The sequence below is a fragment of the Actinoplanes sp. NBC_00393 genome (genome assembly GCF_036053395.1).
Taxonomy (GTDB): domain Bacteria; phylum Actinomycetota; class Actinomycetes; order Mycobacteriales; family Micromonosporaceae; genus Actinoplanes.
Window position 1 is genome coordinate 10,756,283 of sequence record NZ_CP107942.1, and the last position, 18,315, is coordinate 10,774,597.

The following is an 18,315-nucleotide window of genomic DNA, read 5'->3' on the forward strand; positions in this document are numbered from 1 at the left end:
GCTCTCAGGGACGGTGCAGCAGGCGTACGGCCAGGCTGCTCCAGTCCTCCAGCACAGTCACGGTGCCGTCGTCGAAGGTGTTCGGCGCCGGCGCCAGGGCGCACACCGTGCCGACCACCGACCCGGCGACCCGCAGCGGCACACCGGCATAGGCGCGGAGCGACCCGAACAGGCTCGCCCCCGGGAACGCGCCCCACTCCTCGGCGTGCAGGTCGTCGACGAGCAGTGGCCGGTCCGGGTTCACCACCCGCGGGCAGACCGACCAGCCGGCCGGGATCGCGCGGGTCTCGGCCACCCAGCCGCTGAGCCCGGTGGCGGCGGCGACCAGGACGGCGTCGTCGCGGACCAGGTTCACCGCGGCGATCGGCACGTCGAGCCGGGCGGCGAGGCCCTGCACGGCGGTCTGCAGCTCGTCGCGTACCGGGGTGGTGGCCTGGAGCAGGTTGGTGACCGTCTCGGCGCGGGTGTCGACCAGCACGTCGAGAGTGGTGGCCTCGAAACCTGACTGGGGCATCGGTGATCCTTTCGACTGGCCGGGGTCACCGGCAGGCGAGACCCGCCGGGGGAGACCGGCAGGCGAGATGAAGACTCCCGGTCGCCGGGTGCGGGGCGGTACGCGTACGGTTGCGGTCCGGTTGCCGGGGTTTGGTCACCGGGGCAGTGTCACGGTGAACCGGGTGCCGCCGGACGGCCCCGGCTCGGCGGCGATCGTGCCGCTGTGCGCCTCCACGATCGCCTTGGTGACCGCCAGCCCCAGCCCGGTGCCCTTGATCTTGCGGCTGGTCGCGGTGCTCGCCCGGAAGAACCGGGTGAAGAGCTGGGAGTACTGCTCCGGCGGGATGCCGATGCCGGTGTCGGTCACCGCGAAGACGATCGACGTCTCGGTGGCGTCCGCGGTGACCGTCACGGTGCCGCCGGCCGGGGTGTACTTGATCGCGTTGGAGAGCAGGTTGTCCAGCACCTGCCGCAGCCGGGCCGCGTCGCCCGGCACCACCGGCAGCGGCCCGATCTCGGCGACCAGGGTGACCGGCTGGGCGTCGGCCTGACGCTGATGCTCCTGGACGGCCTGGCGCAGCAGCCGGTCCGGGCGCAGCGGGCGGGAGTCGATCGCGGTCTGCCCGATGTCGAACCGGGCCAGATCCAGCAGGTCGTCGACGAGGTGCACCAGGTGGGCGCTGGTGCGCTCGATGACGGCGAGCTCCGGGCGGCCGGCCAGTTCCGGTTCCTCCAGCAGCGAATCCGTGTACGCCGCGATGATCCCGATCGGATTGCGCAGCTCGTGGCTCACCACCGCGACCAGCTCGTCCTTCATCCGGTCCAGCTCGCGCAGCCGCCGGACCTGCTGCTGCTCGCCGGCCAGCAGCTGCTCCCGCCGGTCGGCCAGCTCCCGGCGTTCGGTGACGTTGGTGCTGATCCCGTCGACGTAGAGGTGATCGTCCTCCAGCCGTGGCGTGCCCCGGGTCCACACCCACCGGGTCTGCCCGTCGTGCCCGAGCAGCCGGGTCTCCACCTCGGCCGGGTGCCCGTCGACCAGCCGGTCCCGGAACTCGAGGAAGGCGTCCAGGTCGTCCGGGTGCATCCGCTCGACCTGCTCCTCCGGGTCGTCGGGTTCGCCGCCGAACACCCCGGTCGCGCCGGCGGTGATGAATACCGGCCGGACGTGCAGGTCCGGCATGATCTCCACGGTCCAGACACAGTCGTTGACGTTGCTGACCACCCGCTCGAAGTCGCGCCGGGCGGCGGCCAGCGCCAGTGTCAGGTCCTCGGCGCGGCGGCGTTCCACGAAGCGGCCGACCTGCGCGGCGATGTCGTGCAGGACGGTGAGCACGTCCTCGTCGCGGGCCATCTCGGTGTCGGTGCAGAAGGTGAGCACGCCGGCCACCCGGTGGTCGCTGTGCACCGGCAGGCCGATCGTGGTGCGGCAGCCCTCGTACACCTCCCAGACAACGGCATCGCGCTCCCGGACCGCGTCAGCCACGCCCCGCCCGCTGCTGTCCTCATCGGCGTGCCGGGCCCAGGATCCGGCGCGTTCGATCTCCTCGCCGATCTCCCAGTACTCGGCGCACGCCCAGCCCAGTTCGATGGCGACCGCGGTGGCCGCGGCCACCGCCGCCTCCCGGGCCGAGACCGCCTCGGAGAGCGAGTTCGCCACCGCGTGCCGGCAGCGGCGCAACGTCTCAGCGCGATGCGCCTCGGTGACCTCGTGCATCGCGACGACGGCGCCGAGGCGCCGGCCGTCGGCGGTGTCGATCGGCCGGGCGTTGGTCAGGAAACGGCGCGGCGGCCGCTGCGGCGCGCAGACCACCAATTCCTCGTGCTGCACGGTCTCTCCGGCGTACGCCCGGGCCAGCGGCACCTCGTCCGCCTCCATCGGGGTACGCCCGTCCGGCCGGAACAGGTGGTACGTGCCGGCCCACTCCCCGGCGCCGACCGGCCGCCGCCCGATCCCGTGGATCTCCCGCATCGCCGGGTTGAACTGGGCCAGCTGCCCCTCGCTGTCGCACGCCGCCACCCCGGTGTCCAGGCTGTTCAGCAGCGCCTGCAGGAAGGCCCGCTCCTGTTCCAGATCGGTACGCGCGGCGGTGCGCTCGGTGATGTCGTGCAGGAACGCGTGGAACACCGGCTCACCGTGCTCGCGGTGCAGCTGCAGGGTCATCTCGACCGGGAACTCCCGGCCGTCCCGGTCGGTCGCGGTCAACTCCAGGCGGCGGCCGGCCAGCGCCGAGGCGCCGGTGTGCCGGACCCGTGCCAGACCCCGGTCGTGTGCCTTGCGGAAGCGGGGCGGGATCATCAACTCGGTGGCCCGCCGTCCCAGCGCCTCGGCGGCCGGCCAGCCGAACAGCTGTTCCGCGGCCACGTTCCAGGCGCTGATCCGGCCGTCGGCGGACATCGACACGAACGCGTCGTTCGTACCGTCCAGAACGGCCTGCAACCGCGCCCGCGCCTCACCGTGCGCGATCTCCGACTCGGCCGCGGCGGCCAGGTCCCGCAGGTTCGCGAGGTCCTCGCCGGTCCACCGGCGCGGCACGATGTCGGCCACGTAGAACGCGCCGGTGGCGGTCCCGTTCGGGCCGTGCAGCGGATGTCCGGCGTAGGCGACCACCCGCTGCCCGTCAGCGGCGTCCTCGACGACCACCGGCGCGTTCGCGTCGATCACCCGGCGGCCGATCGGATCCGGCCGTCCGTCGCCCGGACGGACCACCGCCGCCATCGGGGCGCGCAGGATCCGGGCGGCCGCCCGGATCAGCCGATCCAGCGCGGAGCCCCCGCTGGCGGCCTCCGTCAGCAGATCTTTTTCGCGCGCCGTCACGGATTCCCGATCGGCTCTGCAAAGCGGTCACTGAGCGCGAAGGGGTGACAGCCGTCTCACTCACCCGGGAATTTAAAATTTGAAAGACTGGTTGTGCCGTCCGCGAGCGGCGATCAGGCCCCCGCCCCGGACACGAGGAGTGAGAAACAGATGAGCGAGAAGAAGATCATCGCGGTTGTCGGCGCCACCGGTTCCCAGGGCGGCGGGCTCGTGAAGGCGATCCTGGCCGACCCCGACGGCGACTACGCGGTCCGGGCGCTGACCCGGGATACCACCTCGCCCCGGGCGCAGGAGCTGGTCAAGCTCGGCGCCGAGGTGGTCCAGGCGGACAACTACGACGCGTCGTCGCTGGAGCGGGCGTTCGCCGGGGCGTACGGAGCGTTCCTGGTGACGAACTTCTGGGCGCACATGTCGGCCGCCAAGGAACTCGAGGAGGCCACCAACCTCGCGAACGCGGCGAAGAGCGCCGGCCTGCAGCATGTGATCTGGTCGACGCTGGAGGACACCCGCGACCACATCCCGGTGACCGACGACCGGATGCCGACGCTGCAGGAGGCGTACAAGGTCCCGCACTTCGACGCCAAGGCCGAGGCGGACGAGCTGTTCCGCGCGGCGGGCGTGCCCACCACCTTCCTGCGCACCACCTTCTACTGGGAGAACCTGGCCAACGGCTGGGGCGCCACCCGCGACGCGGACGGCGTGCTCACCCTGACCCTGCCGATGGGGGAGAGCAGGCTGGCCGGCATCGCGGTCGAGGACATCGGCCGCACCGCGTACGGCATCTTGAAGGCCGGCCCCGGCTCCTACGCCGGACGTACCGTCCACATCGCCGGCGAGCACCTGACCGGAGAGCAGATCGCCGCGGGCCTGAGCCGCGCCGTCGGGGAGCCGGTCGTCTACCGCCCGCTCACCCACGACGCCTACCGCGACCTCGGCTTCCCGGGCGCCGACGAGGCGGGCAACATGCTCCAGTACTACACCGAGTTCGAGGACTACTTCACCGGCGTCCGCGACCTGGCGGAGGTCCGCAAGCTGAACCCGGCCCTGCAGACCTTCGACCAGTGGCTGGCCGCCAACGGCCACACCATCCCCACCGCGTGACGCTTCCGGCGGCCGACTGATTGGGGGGCCGGCCGCCGTCACCGCCGGGGACTGCCGCACCGATCCCACCCGGGACCGGTGCGGCAGTGTTTTGGCTACAGTGCGGCTTGTGTCAGCACCCGAGATCACCGTGGCCACCACGGCCGAGCGAGCCCCGATCGTCGACTCCCTGGTCGCCGCGTTCGCGCAGGACCCGGTGCTGCGCCATCTCTTCCCGGACCCGGAGACATATCCGGAGTACGCGGCCGCCTTCTTCGGCCACCTCTTCGACAAGCGGGTCCACCGGCAGTCGATCTGGACGATCGGCGCCGGCGCGTCCGTGGCGATCTGGGAACCGCCGGCTGCCGACGGCGTGGCGCCGGCCGGAGTTGCCGAACCGGACCTGCCGGCCGATGTCCTGGCCCGGATGAAGACCTATGACGAGGCGGTGCACGCCGCCCTCCCGAGGACGCCGTTCTGGTACCTGGGCGTGCTCGGCACCCATCCGGCAAGCGCCGGCCGCGGCTGGGGCCGTGCCGTGATGGCCGCCGGCCTGCGCCGGGCCGCCGCCGAAGGGCTGCCGTCGGTCCTGGAGACCAGCAAACCCGGCAACGTCGAGCTCTACCGCCGCGCGGGCTGGCAGGTGGTCGGCGAGGTGTCCGCCCCGCTGCCGATCTGGATCATGCAGCAGTGAGCCGGTCGCGGCCGGGCGCCGGTTCGCCGGTGCGCAGCAGATTGGCCGCGGTCAGCCACACGGTCAGGATCAGGGCCAGCTCGCCCAGGTTGCTCACCCACAGCACCGCCGCCCCGGCGCCTGCTGCGACGAACATGACCGCCGCCCCGGCGAGCAGCCAGGGCCACCGGGCCCGAACCTGCAGCGCGACGCCGATGCCGATCAGGACCAGGATCGCGATGATCGCCGGGATCGGCGGGCCCTCCGAGGCCGCGTTGGTGTAACGGAGCGTGTCGGCGTACCGGGTAGGTTCCAAATCCAGGGCGATGATCTCCTCCCGGACCCCGGCGGCGATCAGCAGCACGGTGAGGACGCCGAAGGCGGCGGGCGCCGCCCGCCCGCCGAGAAGACGCAGGCCGTAGCCGCGGCCGAGGCCCACCCCGACCATGATGAGCAGGGGTACGAGCAACGCGTGCGTCCAGAACCGCGGCAGTGACAGCGCGTGCAGAACGTCGCCGAAACCGATCGTGCTGCCCATCGCGATGACGACGTTGTCCCAGATGAGCGCCGCGACGACGAGGATCAGCAGGTTGAGCACCCAGTGCGGGTGCTTGCGGCGGAGCGTGACGACCAGGGCGAGCAGCACGACTTCGGTGACGGCGATCAGCCCGAACAGCGTGCTCACCATGCCCGGCCCCCTGTTTCGTTGAGGGAAACGTTGTTCCGCTCAACCTAGGGGTGCGGCCCGCCGCCGCGCAACCGCAAACTGCGGGGTGCGTCCCTGCGGCGACGCCGCAGCGCTCAACATCATCGACCGGGCAGCTCCGCCCGGCGAGATTCAGCCGGCCGGCTGGGCCGCGGCCCGGACCGACTGATGGATCGCGGCGTGGTCCACCTTCAGCTCGCGGGAGATCACCTTCTCCGCGGTCTTGTGCAGGGCCAGTTCCACCTGCTCACCCAGCTCACCCTTGGCGACCACGACCAGCCCGGCTTCCCCGTCGTCCAGGTACTCGCCGAGTTCCTTCAGGTCGTGCCGGCTCATCCCAGCCGCGGCGTGCCCGGCCACCGCGCCGATCACCGTGCCGCCGGCCGTGGTGGCCAGCAGCAGACCGCCACCAACCGCCGCGAACGGGAAGATCGCCACCGCCAGCCCGGCCGCCAGCCCAAGCCCGGCACCGAACCCACCACCACTCTTGGCCGGCGTCTCGTGCTTCCTGATGATCTTCGTCTTGTGCTCCGCGCTGCGCTCCAGGACGGCCGCGTCATAGTCGTCGATCAGCCCTCGCTCCAGGTGCAGAGCTTTCACCGTCTCGTAGTCCGCCATCGCTGCGGCCACGCTGGGATACACGCCGACATAGACCGTGTACGTGTCGACAACCATCTCCGGTCCTCCCGCTGGTTTCCCGCGTCCTACCCCGACCCTGCCGCACACGCCAGCCCCGCACTTCCTCCCGAGCGGATGACCCAGGCCTTCAATCGCGCCAGCCCGAGCATGATCGAGCGGGGCCGCGGGAGGGTCAGCGCGGCGGCTGCAGGCCGAGCAGCCGGTCGAAGAGCTGGAAGCGCAACACGGCGGTGAGCGAGGCGTACCAGAGGATCAGAGCCGGCAGCACCACCAGGAAGACCGGCCGGGACGGCCCCATCAACCCGAAGTAATCCCAGAGCACGGGCACGTTCAGGATGGCCGCGAAGATCAGGCACAGCGCGCAGACCAGCAGCACCGGCCGGATCTCCCCGGTCGGGGAGGTCCATGCCGCGAAGACCCGGGAGCGCGGCACCAGGAACAGGATCAGCAGGAACGAGGCGAAGCAGAAGAACGTCGACAGCCCGGTCTGCGCCAGGATCGTGGCGGAGGCCGTGGTGAAGTCGACGTCGCCCCCGGACTGCAGGCCGGTGTACTGCTCGAACTCGTCGATGATGCGTTCCGGCGTACGCCCGGAGCTGAACCCCACCGTGAGCAGCTCATAGAGGGCGGTGTACACAGCCGTGCCGAACGTGGCGGTGACCACCGCGGCCGGGACCACGAACCGCACCAGGTTGCGCACCAGATGCGGGTCTGGCGGGGTGGCCCGCGCCCAGAACGTGAGGAACACCGTGGGGATGCCGACGGTGAACATGGTCAGCCCGACCTGGGTGGGGGAGTACGGGAAGCCCAGCCCCAGCATCGTCACGGCGACGATGACCAGGCCCTGGCTGGCGACCCGGGCGAGGAAGACGTACAGCGAGATCCCGATGCCGTTGATGATCCGGCGGCCCTCACTCTGCGCCGGCGGTAGCGCGGCGAACGAGTCGTCCACCAGCACGATGTCGGCCACGTCGCGGGTGACCGCGCTGCCGCTGCGCATCGCCACGCCGACCTGTGCCTGCTTGAGGGCGCGGGCGTCGTTCACCCCGTCGCCGATCATGGCGACGTAGTGACCCTGCCGGCGGAGCGCGCGGACGATGCGTTCCTTGTGCTCGGGGACGACCCGGCCGAACACGGCGGTGCGGGCGACCACCCGGTCCAGCGCGTCGTCGTCCATGTCGTCGAGGTCCGCGCCGGGGACCGGCTCGTCGGCGTCCAGGCCGGCGCGGCGGGCGATCGCGGCGACCGTACGCGGATCGTCGCCGGAAAGAACCTTGACCTCGACGCCTTCCTCGCGGAACCGCTGGATCGTCGCGACCACGTCGTCCCGCAGCTCGTCGGCGAGGGCGACCAGGCCGACCGGCTCCAGCATCGGCAGCTCCGGCCGTCCGGCGTCGTCGCGCAGCGGCCCTTCGGCGCGGGCCAGCAGCAGCACCCGTAGTCCTCGCCCGGTCCGCGCGGTCACCTCGCCGGCGCGCAGTGGCCGGCGCAGCCGCGGTCCGAAAGCGTCCGGCGCCCCGAGCACCCAGGTGCCTTCCGCGGCGACCAGGCCGGACCAGCGCAGCGACGACGAGAACGGCACCTCGTCGCGGACCTCCCAGACCTCCCCGGGCAGTGCCGCGGCCAGCGCGAGAGCGGTCAGGTTCGGGGTGGCCGCGTTGTGCGCCACGCTGCCGAGGATGGCCGCGACCTCGGCGTATTCGGTGGCGCCGAGCGGGATGATCTCCTCGACGGTGAGCTGCCCGGTGGTCAGCGTGCCGGTCTTGTCGGTGCAGACCACGTCCACGTTGCTCACCGACTCGACCGCATTGACCTGCTGGATCAGGGCGCCGTGCCGGGCGATGCGGACAGCGCCGGCCGTGTAGGCCAGGGCGATCAAGAAAAACAGCCCATAGGGTACGAGTCCTGACAGCACCGCGGTGATCTGGACGACCCGCAGCACGGTGAACCCCTCGATCACCGCCTGGCCCAGGATGGCGCCGCTCATCAGGGCGACCAGCGCCATCACGAGCCGGACGATCGTCTCGATGCTCCGCTGCAGCGGTGTCCGGTCGGTGGTGGAGCGCCGGGCCTCGGCGGTGAGCCGGCCGGCGTAGCTGTGCGCGCCGACGTCGCGGGCCAGCTGATGCCCGTCCCCGGACACGCAGAGGCTGCCCGAGCGCAGGTCGTCGCCGGGGTGTTTGACCACCGGGTCGGACTCGCCGGTGAGCAGCGACTCGTCGGCCTCCAGCCGGCCACCGTCGAGCAGCGGGCCGTCCACCACGATCTGGTCGCCGGGCCGGACCCGCAGCACGTCGCCGCGGACCACCAGGCTCGGGTCGATCTCCACCTCCCGGCCGTCGCGGACCACCAGCACGCCGGACCGGTCGAGCAGCTGGAGCCGGTCCAGCTTGCGTTTGGCCCGGATCTCCTGCCCGGCGCTGATCACCGCGTTGATCAGGCCGAGGCCGACGCTGATCAGGGCGTCGTTGTAGCGGCCGAGGATCAGCAGGGTGGCGCCGATGACGAACAGGATCAGGTTGAAGAACGAGAAGACGTTGGTCCGCAGGATCTCGGCGTAGCCGCGCGCGCCACCTTTGCCGGCGGTGTTCGCCTCACCCCGCCGGCGCCGGGCCTCGGCCTCCGCGCCGGTCAGTCCCTGCGCCGGGGCGAGCATCAGCTGGTCCACCGGCCTCACCGTACATTCCGGTTTTAAGCCTTATATCTGTTTGGCGAGGATCTGTTCCAGCCCGGCGATGCACACTTGCAGGTCGAACTCGAGCTGCTCGTCGTTCGCCCGGAAGTGCCCGGTCATCATCCGCCGCAGCGTGCGGTGCTGGTCCTCGGGCACCCGGTCGAGCGCCTTGCGCAGCTCGGTGACCTGCGGGTGCTCGCCGAAGCGCTCGATCATGACCGCGTCGCGCGCCGAGGAGAAGACGAACTCGGCCACGAACCCGATGGCACGGCCGGCGTCACGCTCGGCGAAGCCGGCGGCGACGAGTGACTCCATGAGCTTCTCCGCGGCCGCGATGCCGGCCAGCCCACCGGCCACCGGCATCCGGACGTACTCGAAGAGCGCGCCGGTGCGGACCAGGCCCGCGCGCATGTTGTGGGCGAACGCGCGGAGCTGATCGCGCCAGTCGCCGCCGGCCGGCATCGGAATCTCGCTGACCTCACCGCTGAGCACGTCGAGCGCGACCAGCTCGAGCAGCCCCTCCCGGTCGCTGACGTGGTAGTTGAGCGCCTTGCGGTCCACGCCGAGCCGTTCCGCGACGGCCTGCATGGTCAGCGTCTGCGGATCCATGTCGCGAGCGGCGGCCACGATCCGGGCCCGATCGATCCGGGCTGGGCGGCCGCGGCGGCGGGGTGCGGTGTCCGGCATCCGCACAGCATATTTCCCCGGCCGGGAAGTAAGTTGCCCCACCCTCTTGACCTGCGCCGACATCGCGGCTTAATTTTCCCCCGCCGGGAAATTAACCGGGCTGAAATCTCGAAAGGACCTGCCGTGACGACGCAGCTGATTCCCCCGCGGCAGTCCCTGCGCCGCCTGAAGCTCACCCTCTTCCCCGCCAACGTCGGGATGTTCCTGCTCTGGGGCGCCATCCCGGGGATCCTGCTGCCGCTGCAGATCGAGGACCTCGACCCGGCGAACAAGGCGGCCAACCTCGCCGTCGTCGCCACCTTCGGCGCCTTCGTGGCGATGCTGGCCCAGCCGCTCGCCGGCACCCTCTCCGACCGCACCCGCAGCCGGTACGGCCCACGAGCGCCCTGGATCATCGGCGGCGCCCTGGCCGGCGGCCTCGCGCTGGTCGGCATGGCCGCCGCGAACACCCTGGTCCAGATCGGCATCGCCTGGACGATCGTGCAGATCGCCTACAACTTCGCGCAGGGCCCGCTCAGCGCCGTCATGCCGGACCGGGTCCCGGAGGAGAAGCGCGGCACGTTCGCCGCGGTCATCGGTTTCGCCGCGATGTTCGGCGCCCTCGGCGGCCAGATCTTCGGCACCCGGTTCGCCGAGCGGGTCGGCGCCGGTTATCTGCTCTTCGCCGGTCTCGCCCTGGTCGTGTTCACCGTCTTCGTGGTCTTCAGCCCGGACCGCGACAACCGGGCCGACGACCGCCGCCCGTTCTCACCTGCCGTGCTGGCCCGCAGCTTCTGGTTCAACCCGCGCCGGCACCCCGACTTCGCGTGGGCGTTCCTCGGCCGGTTCCTGCTCTACCTCGGTTACTTCGGCATCACCGGGTACCAGCTCTACATCCTCCAGGAGCACATCGGCCTGGGCGACGACGCGGTCGACTTCGTACCGATCCTCGGTCTTCTCATGCTGGTGACCACCCTGATCGCGACCGCGATCGGCGGGCCCCTCTCGGACCGCGCCGGCCGGCGCAAGATCTTCATCTACGCCGCGTCGATCGTCTGCGCGATCGGCCTGGCCGGCCCGTGGGTGCTGCCCACCCGGACCGGCATGGTGATCTTCGCGCTGGTCACCGGCTTCGGCTTCGGCCTCTTCCAGTCGGTCGACACCGCGCTGGTCAGCCAGGTGCTGCCGGCCCAGGAGGACGCCGCCAAGGACCTCGGCGTGGTCAACATCGCGGCCACCCTGCCGCAGGTCCTCGCCCCCGGCGTGGCCGGCGCGATCGTCGTCGCCGTCGGCTACGCGGCCCTGTTCCCGATCGCCATCGCGCTCATGATCCTCGGCGGTTTCGCCGTCGCGCCCATCAAAGCGGTCCGCTAGCCCAGAGAAGATCAGTCCAGAAAGGCTGTGCCATGTACCCGTACCAGGACGCCACCCTCGCCATCGAGCAGCGCGTCGAGGACCTGCTCTCCCGGATGGCCCTCGAAGACAAGGCCGGCCTGCTCTTCCAGCAGATCGCCGCGATCGGCGAGTTCGACGCGCCGGGCCTGTTCGGCTCGCCGTCGATGCGGGAGATGCTGGGCCAGGGCCTCACCCACTTCAACATCCTGTTCGCGCCGAGCGCGCGGGAGATCGCCGAGTGGCACAACGCCGTGCAGGACGAGGCCCGCAAGCATCCGCTCGGCATTCCGGTCACCATCTCCAGCGACCCGCGGCACAGCTTCACCGACAACCCGGCCGCGGCGCTGCTGTCCGGCCCGTTCGCGCAGTTCCCGGAGCCGCTCGGGCTGGCCGCGATCGGTTCGGAGGAGCTCGTCGAGCGGTTCGCCGACCTGACCCGCCGGGAGTACCTGGCCATCGGCATCCGGGTCGCCCTGCACCCGCAGATCGACCTGGCGACCGAGCCGCGCTGGGCCCGGCAGTCGGCCACCTTCGGGGAGGACGCCGGGCTGACCACGCGGCTCGGTGTCGCGTACATCCGCGGGTTGCAGGGTGGCGAGGTCGGGCCGGCCTCGGTGTCGGTGATGGCCAAGCACTTCCCCGGCGGCGGGCCGCAGAAGGACGGCGAAGACCCGCATTTCCCGTACGGGCGGGAGCAGATCTACCCGGGCGGTCTCTTCGACCTGCACCTGGAGCCGTTCAAGGCGGCCATCGACGCCGGTGTCGCCCAGTTGATGCCCTACTACGGCATGCCGGTCGGGCTGGACGGGGTCGAGGAGGTCGGCTTCGGCTTCAACCAGGAGATCATCACCGGGCTGCTGCGGGAGAAGCTCGGCTACGAGGGCATCGTCTGCACCGACTGGGGCATCCTGTCCAACACCTGCTGGGGCGTCGAGCACCTGAGCTTCGAGGAGCGCATGGTCAAGGCGATCGAGGCCGGCGTCGACCAGTTCGGCGGTGAGGTACGGGCAGACGTGCTGGTCAGCCTCGTGAAGAACGGCACGATCAGCGAGTCCCGGATCGACACGTCGGTCCGCCGGCTGCTGCGGGAGAAGTTCCGTCTCGGGCTCTTCGAGAACCCGTACGTCGACGCCGACCGCGCCGAGCAGATCGTCGGATCCGCCGAGGCCCGGGCCGAGGGCCTCGCTGCCCAGGCCGCCGCGCACACCCTGCTGACCAACGCCGGCGGCGGCCCGGCCCGGCTGCCGCTCGCCACCGGTCTCAAGATCTACGCCGAGGGCCTGTCCGCCGAGGCGCTCGGCGACCGGGGCACCCTGGTCGGCACCCCGGCCGAGGCCGACGTCGCGATCCTCAAGCTGCAGGCGCCGTTCGAGCAGCGCGGCGACGGCACCACGGTGGAGTCGTTCTTCCGGGCCGGCTCCCTGGAGTTCCCGGACGCGGAGATCGAGCGGATCCGGACCGTCGCCGCCGCGGTGCCGACCGTCGCCGACGTCTACCTGGACCGGCCCGCCATCCTGGCGCCGGTCGCCGGCGCCGCGCACTCGCTGCTCGCCAACTTCGGCGCGACCGACGAGGCGATCGTGCGGGTGCTGTTCGGGGAGGCCGAGCCACAGGGCAGCCTGCCGTTCGACATCCCGGCCTCGATGGCGGCGGTCGAGGCGAGCCGCCCGGACGTGCCCTTCGACACCGCCGACCCGACGTTCCGCTTCGGCCACGGCCTGCGCTACGCCTGATCCCCGGCCACCCCGCCCCGGCATCGCTGCTCACGCGCCGGGGCGGGGCAACTGCTCGACTGGGCGGTACTCGTACGCTGCCTGGCATTCATGTTCAGGCCTTTCAATGCCCATAACGTCGGCCGCCATGGACGTCAGCGTCGTCATTCCGACCTGCAACCGCCCGAACCTGGCCGTCCGCGCCGTCCGCAGCGCTCTCGACCAGACCCACGGCGACCTCGAGGTGATCGTCGTGGTCGACGGTCCGGACGAGGCCACCGAGAAGGCGCTGGCCGAGGTCGGCGACCCACGGCTGCGCGTGGTGGTGCTCCCGGTCCGCGGCAACGCGCCGAACGCCCGCAACGTCGGCGCCCGTGAGGCCCGCGGCCGGTACGTCGCCCTGCTCGACGACGACGACGAATGGCTGCCCGAGAAGCTCGCGACGCAGCTCGCGCTCGCCGCGGCGTCGCCGGCGAAGTCGCCGGTGGTGGCGAGCCGGCTGATCAGCCGTACCCCGCGCGCCGACTCGGTGATGCCGCGCCGGTTGCCGGCCGACGGTGAGCCGCTCAGCGAATACTTCACCGTGCGCAAGGGCCTGTTCTACGGCGACGGCTTCATCCAGACCTCCACCATCCTGGCCCCGGCCGAGCTGCTGCGCCGGATCCCGTTCACCGTGGGCCTGCGCCGCCAGCAGGAACTGGACTGGACGCTGCGGGCGGTTCGCGACCCCGACGTGGAACTGATCTACGCCGCCGAGCCGCTGGTCCTCTGGCACCAGGACGAGAACCGGCACCGGATCAGCCTCGAGATGCCGTACGAGCAGCAGATGACCTGGCTGCGCGCCAACCGGGAGTTGTTCACGCCCCGGGCGTACGCCGCCTTCACACTCAGCGTGATGAGTTCGATGGCCGCGCCGTCGCGCCGGGGCCGGCACTTCCGGGAGTTGCTCACCGAGGCCCGCGCCCACGGCCGTCCCGGCGCGCTCGACTATCTGACCCATGCGCAGATCTGGGCGCTGCCACCCGGCCTGCGGCACCGGGTCCGCGACATGATCATGGGAAACCGGGTCAATGCCGCCTGAGCGGCGCGTCGTCATCTGGCGCAGCGCGATGCTGCCCGGATCGGAGACGTTCGTCCGCGGGCACGGCGACGCGCTGACCCGCTGGCGCCCGGTCTACCTGGGCGCTGAGCGGGTCACCTCCGCGCTGTCCCGGCCCGGCGACGTCGTGGTGTTCGACGGCGATCGGGCGGCCTTCCTGCGGCTGCGCCTGACCGGCAGCTCACCGCGGTTGCGCCGGGCCCTCGCCGAACAGCAGCCGGCCCTCGTGCACGCCCACTTCGGCGGCGACGGCTGGCTGATCAGCGGCACCGCGGCCCGGCTCGGCCTGCCGCTCGTGGTCACCCTGCACGGCCACGACGTCACCCGCCAGGCGCGGCAGCCCGGTCTGCACGGCCTGCGGTACCGGCGCAACCTGCGAACCGTCTTCCAGCGCGCCACGGCCCTGATCGCGGTCTCCGAGGTCATCCGGTCCCGGGCGATCGAGTGCGGCGCCGACCCGGCCAAGATTCGCGTGCACTACACCGGCGTACCCGTCCCCGCCGAACCGCCGATGGTCCCGAAACGCTGGGACGTCGCCTTCGTCGGCCGGTTCGTCCCCAAGAAGGGGGCCGACGACCTGCTCACCGCCCTGGCCGGGATGCACTCCCCGCGGCCGCGGGCGCTGTTCATCGGGGACGGCCCGCTGCAGCCGGCGATCCGCGAACGCGCCGAACAGCTGCGCCTGGACGCCACCTTCGTGGGCGCCCAGCCACCCGCCTCGGTGCAGCGTCACCTCGCCGAGTCCCGGATGCTGGTCGCCCCGTCCAGAACCGCGCCCGACGGCGACACCGAAGGGCTGCCCACCACCATCCTGGAGGCGGCCGCGCTGGGCCTGCCGGTCGTCGCGACCCGGCACAGCGGCATCCCGGAGGCGGTCACCGACGGTGAGACCGGCCTGCTCTGCCCGGAATCCGACCCGGACGCGCTGGCCGCGGCGATGCGCCGGCTGCTCGGCGACGCCGATCTGCGCCGCCGGCTGGGCACGCAGGCGCGCGCGCACGTGACGGCACGCTTCAACCTGGCGACCCAGACCGGGCAGCTGGAGCAGCTTTACGACGAGGTCGCGTACGCGCCGATGGTCAGCCGGTGACGGCGGTCAGCGCGGTGGCGTACGCCTTCTGCCCGTCCGCCGTCGGGTGGAACGACTCGGCCAACTGGTCGCGAACCCCGTGGATCCACGGCGCCGCACTGCACACCCCGTGCCCCTCGAACGCCTCCCGAACGTCGACGAAGGTGAACCCGGCCGCGGCCACCCGCTCCTTGATGATCTCGTCGAGGTTGTCGGCGCCCTCGTTCAGAGCCTTCCGGTGCCCCGCCGTCAACGACTCGCACTTGACCTTGTCGCCCTCCGCGACCAGGTGCGGATAACCCAGCACGAACACCTTCGCGTTCGGCGCCCGGTCCTTGATCGCCTGGTAGAGCCCGTCCAGATCGGCCGGCAGCGTGACCTTGGCGGCGGCGACCGCGGACTGGGCCGCCGACGCGCACGTCTGGTCGTTGCCCATCAGGCACTGCTGAACCGTGCTGGACCAGCCCGCGTCGTTGCCGCCGACGGTCAGCGTCACCCACCCGGTCTCCTCGCCGAGCTCGCGCAGCTGGCTCGTCCGCACCGTGTGGATCTTCGCGCCGCTGCAGGTGTTGTCGACCACGTCGCCGAGCGTCCCGGCCGGCCGCGACTTCGCCCACAACTGCGGGTACGACGAGTCGGTGCTCCGGTAGCACTCGGTGTCCGCGTAGTTCCCGGCGCCCAGCCCGGCCGCGTACGAGTCACCCAGCGCAACGTAGTCGCGCGCCTCCTTCGACGCGCTGCTGTCCCCATCGCCCTCGCCGCCGCAGGCCGCCACCGCGAACCCCGTCACGACCGCGGTCACCACACTGATCCAGCGTCGCTTCAACTCGTCTCCCCACCCACCGGCCATCGCGTCATGATCATGCATGACGGCCCGCGGAATGCATACTCGTCAGCTGTGACTATCCGACAGCCCCGCCTGGAGATCGAGTACTGCACGCAGTGTCGCTGGTTGTTGCGCGCCGCGTGGACCGCCCAGGAACTGCTCACCACCTTCTCGAAGGAGCTCGCCGAGGTGGCGCTCGTCCCCGGGATCGGTGGCGTCTTCGAGGTACGGCTCGACGGCGAGACCCTCTGGTCCCGCAAGGCCGAAGGCGGCTTCCCGGAACTGCCGCACCTCAAACGGGAGATCCGGGACCGGATCGCGCCCGGCCGCAGTCTCGGGCACTCGGACCGGCCGCACGAGAGCTGAGCAACTTTCCCGCGCGCCATCACCCACGGTTTGGCAGAGTTGACGGGTGATGGCGAAGATCGTTTCATATTTGTCCCGCTGGACCATGTACGTACCGATTATGGCCGTCGCGGCCCTCGTCCTGACGTGGGGACGCGACCTGCCACCACCGGCCGTCGTGGTCGTAGCGCTGCTGCTCGGCGCGGCCGTCCTCGCCGCTGTCCACCATGCCGAAGTCGTGGCCCACCGGGTCGGCGAACCGTACGGTTCGCTGATCCTCGCCGTCGCGGTCACCGTGATCGAGGTAGCCCTGATCGTCACCCTGATGATCAGCGGCGGCGAGAAGTCCCAGTCGCTCGCCCGCGACACCGTCTTCGCCGCCGTGATGATCACCTGCAACGGCATCCTCGGCATCTCCCTGCTGGTCGGCGCCATCCGCCGCCGCGTAGCCGTCTTCAACCCGGAAGGCACCGGCGCCGCCTTCGCCACCGTCGCCGCGATCGCCACGCTCAGCCTGGTACTGCCGACCTTCACCACCAGCAGCCAGGGCCCGCAGTTCACCCCCGCGCAGCTCGCCTTCGCCGCCGTCGTCTCGCTCGGCCTCTACCTGCTGTTCGTCGCCGTACAGACCCGCCGGCACCGCGACTACTTCCTGCCGATCACCACCTCCGGCAAAGTCATCGACGCCGAAGAACACCTCGACCCGCCGACCACCCGCACCGCGCTGAACAGCCTCGGCCTCCTCCTGCTCGCGCTGATCTCCGTGGTCGGCCTGGCCAAAGGCATCTCCCCAGCCGTCGAGTCCGGCGTAGCCGCCGCCGGCCTACCCCACGCCGTGGTCGGTGTGGTCATCGCGCTTCTGGTCCTGCTCCCGGAAACCATCGCCGCGGTCCGCGCCGCCGTCCGCGACCGCATGCAGACCAGCATCAACCTCGCGCTCGGCTCGGCGATGGCCAGCATCGGCCTGACCATCCCCGCCATCGCAGTCGCGATGATCTGGCTGCCCGGGCCGCTGCTGCTGGGCCTCGGCGGCACCCAGATGGTCATGCTCGCCCTGACCGTCGTGGTAGGAACGCTGACCGTGGTCCCGGGCCGGGCCAACATCCTGCAGGGCGGCCTGCATCTAGGCCTGCTCGCGGTCTTCCTGTTCCTGGCCGCAAGCCCCTGATCGGTACGCGCGACGCCGCCCCAACCCCGCCACCCCGTCCCGCCTCCTCCCAGCGACCAGCTGCCCACTCCAGGCCGCCCGGCCGCCGCCGGGCTGAAGCACGCCCCCAGCCAACCCCAAACACCGTCCCACCTCGTCAAACAGCCCTGGCCCCCAGCCGTCCCCCAGCCGCCGCCGAGCGCCGCCCAAGGCCGTCCGAAACGACACCGACCGCCAGCCGCCGGGGCCGGGCGGATGCACGTGGGGGCTCAGCTGGCGCTGACGGCTGTTTCGAACCTCCGGAAACAGCCGTGGCGGCCAGCTGGGTTTCTCCGGCTGTCGCTGAGTGCTGTTGGGGGGCGATGAGACAGCGCTGGCGGTCAGCCGGGCGGAAGCCCGCGGCCCGGCTGGCGCTGAAGGCTGTTTCGGGCCTCGGGAAACAGCCGTGGCGGCCAGCCGGTTTGCTCAGCTGTCGCTGAGTGCTGTTTGGGGGGCGATGAGACAGCGCTGGCGGTCAGCCGGGCGGAAGCCCGCGGCCAGGCTGGCGCCGAGGGCTGTTTCGGGCTTCGGGAAACAGCCGTGGCGGCCAGCCGGTTTGCTCAGCTGTCGCTGAGGGCTGTTTCGACCGCCTCGCAACGACACTGAGCGCCAGCCGCGCGGACACTCATGGTCCGGGCTGGCGCTGAGGGCTGTTTCGGCCGTCTTGAGACGACACTGAGCGCCAGCCGCGCGGAGGCTCATGGTTCGGGCTGGCGTTGAGGGCTGTTTCGGGCCCGGGAAACGGCCGTGGCGGCCAGCCGGGTTGCTCGGCTGGCGCTCAGTGCTGTCTCAACGCTCGCCGAACAGCCCTCAGAGGGTGGTTCGGTGGTCTTCGCGTTGATCTATGTGTTGGGTCCGGTTGGGGATCATTCCAGAGGTTTGTCATAGATGGTGATCACTCGAAGGATTGAAAGGTGAGCCTCGATCGCGACCGG

Annotated in this window: 15 protein-coding genes; 8 read left to right on the forward strand and 7 right to left on the reverse strand. The window is 71.3% G+C overall.

Going from position 1 to position 18,315, the window contains the following annotated elements; translation table 11 throughout:
- Positions 1 to 4 precede the first annotated feature (4 nt).
- Both OHA21_RS49835 and OHA21_RS49840 read right to left on the reverse strand, forming a co-directional pair.
- The gene (locus OHA21_RS49835) at positions 5 to 514 is read right to left on the reverse strand and encodes a GAF domain-containing protein (protein ID WP_328467739.1); all 510 of its coding nucleotides are present in this window, start codon (positions 512 to 514) and stop codon (positions 5 to 7) included.
- Positions 515 to 649: 135 nt separating this feature from the next.
- Positions 650 to 3,310 (reverse strand): ATP-binding protein, encoded by a 2,661-nt coding sequence (locus OHA21_RS49840; protein ID WP_328467741.1) that lies wholly within the window; start codon positions 3,308 to 3,310, stop codon positions 650 to 652.
- A gap of 150 nt (positions 3,311 to 3,460) precedes the next feature.
- Between OHA21_RS49840 and OHA21_RS49845 the strand changes: the two genes are divergently transcribed.
- Together OHA21_RS49845 and OHA21_RS49850 are read left to right on the forward strand one after the other, a co-directional pair.
- On the forward strand, positions 3,461 to 4,411 hold the full coding sequence (locus OHA21_RS49845) for an NmrA/HSCARG family protein (protein WP_328467743.1): 951 nt from the start codon (positions 3,461 to 3,463) through the stop codon (positions 4,409 to 4,411).
- 109 nt (positions 4,412 to 4,520) lie between these two features.
- Positions 4,521 to 5,084: a GNAT family N-acetyltransferase gene (locus tag OHA21_RS49850; RefSeq protein ID WP_328467745.1), complete on the forward strand. Its 564-nt coding sequence runs from the start codon at positions 4,521 to 4,523 to the stop codon at positions 5,082 to 5,084.
- Here the strand turns inward: OHA21_RS49850 and OHA21_RS49855 are convergent.
- The 4 genes from OHA21_RS49855 to OHA21_RS49870 form a co-directional block, all read right to left on the reverse strand.
- Positions 5,071 to 5,751, reverse strand: coding sequence for a hypothetical protein (locus OHA21_RS49855; RefSeq protein ID WP_328467747.1), 681 nt, complete (start codon positions 5,749 to 5,751; stop codon positions 5,071 to 5,073). The two genes, OHA21_RS49850 and OHA21_RS49855, sit on opposite strands and share 14 nt — an antisense overlap.
- A 150-nt stretch (positions 5,752 to 5,901) precedes the next feature.
- Complete coding sequence (locus OHA21_RS49860) at positions 5,902 to 6,444, reverse strand: DUF1269 domain-containing protein (RefSeq protein WP_328467749.1); 543 nt, start codon at positions 6,442 to 6,444, stop codon at positions 5,902 to 5,904.
- 136 nt (positions 6,445 to 6,580) lie between these two features.
- Positions 6,581 to 9,076, reverse strand: a complete 2,496-nt coding sequence (locus OHA21_RS49865) for an HAD-IC family P-type ATPase (protein WP_328467751.1) — start codon at positions 9,074 to 9,076, stop codon at positions 6,581 to 6,583.
- A gap of 30 nt (positions 9,077 to 9,106) precedes the next feature.
- On the reverse strand, positions 9,107 to 9,769 hold the full coding sequence (locus OHA21_RS49870) for a TetR/AcrR family transcriptional regulator C-terminal domain-containing protein (RefSeq protein ID WP_328467753.1): 663 nt from the start codon (positions 9,767 to 9,769) through the stop codon (positions 9,107 to 9,109).
- 123 nt (positions 9,770 to 9,892) lie between these two features.
- Here OHA21_RS49870 and OHA21_RS49875 point away from each other — a divergent pair, with 123 nt between their 5' ends.
- The 4 genes from OHA21_RS49875 to OHA21_RS49890 all read left to right on the forward strand — a co-directional run bounded on the left by OHA21_RS49875 (position 9,893) and on the right by OHA21_RS49890 (position 15,044).
- Positions 9,893 to 11,122 carry an MFS transporter gene (locus tag OHA21_RS49875; RefSeq protein ID WP_328467755.1) on the forward strand — a complete coding sequence of 410 codons (1,230 nt, stop codon included), beginning with the start codon at positions 9,893 to 9,895 and terminating at the stop codon, positions 11,120 to 11,122.
- Positions 11,123 to 11,154: 32 nt separating this feature from the next.
- Positions 11,155 to 12,876, forward strand: coding sequence for a glycoside hydrolase family 3 protein (locus tag OHA21_RS49880; RefSeq protein ID WP_328467757.1), 1,722 nt, complete (start codon positions 11,155 to 11,157; stop codon positions 12,874 to 12,876).
- A 127-nt stretch (positions 12,877 to 13,003) separates the two neighbouring features.
- Positions 13,004 to 13,936 (forward strand): glycosyltransferase family 2 protein, encoded by a 933-nt coding sequence (locus OHA21_RS49885; protein ID WP_328467759.1) that lies wholly within the window; start codon positions 13,004 to 13,006, stop codon positions 13,934 to 13,936.
- Entirely contained in the window at positions 13,926 to 15,044 is a 1,119-nt protein-coding gene (locus OHA21_RS49890; protein ID WP_328467761.1) for a glycosyltransferase, read from the forward strand. The genes OHA21_RS49885 and OHA21_RS49890 overlap by 11 nt, the downstream gene beginning before the upstream one ends.
- Here OHA21_RS49890 and OHA21_RS49895 read toward each other — a convergent pair.
- Positions 15,034 to 15,849: an SGNH/GDSL hydrolase family protein gene (locus tag OHA21_RS49895; protein ID WP_328467763.1), complete on the reverse strand. Its 816-nt coding sequence runs from the start codon at positions 15,847 to 15,849 to the stop codon at positions 15,034 to 15,036. The genes OHA21_RS49890 and OHA21_RS49895 overlap by 11 nt on opposite strands.
- A 72-nt stretch (positions 15,850 to 15,921) precedes the next feature.
- On the opposite strand from OHA21_RS49895, the gene OHA21_RS49900 reads away from it, so the two are divergent.
- Both OHA21_RS49900 and OHA21_RS49905 read left to right on the forward strand, forming a co-directional pair.
- A complete protein-coding gene (locus tag OHA21_RS49900) occupies positions 15,922 to 16,215 on the forward strand; it encodes a SelT/SelW/SelH family protein (RefSeq protein WP_328467765.1) in 294 nt (97 codons plus the stop codon).
- An 85-nt stretch (positions 16,216 to 16,300) separates the two neighbouring features.
- Positions 16,301 to 17,362, forward strand: coding sequence for a calcium:proton antiporter (locus OHA21_RS49905; RefSeq protein ID WP_328467767.1), 1,062 nt, complete (start codon positions 16,301 to 16,303; stop codon positions 17,360 to 17,362).
- Positions 17,363 to 18,315: the final 953 nt, after the last annotated feature.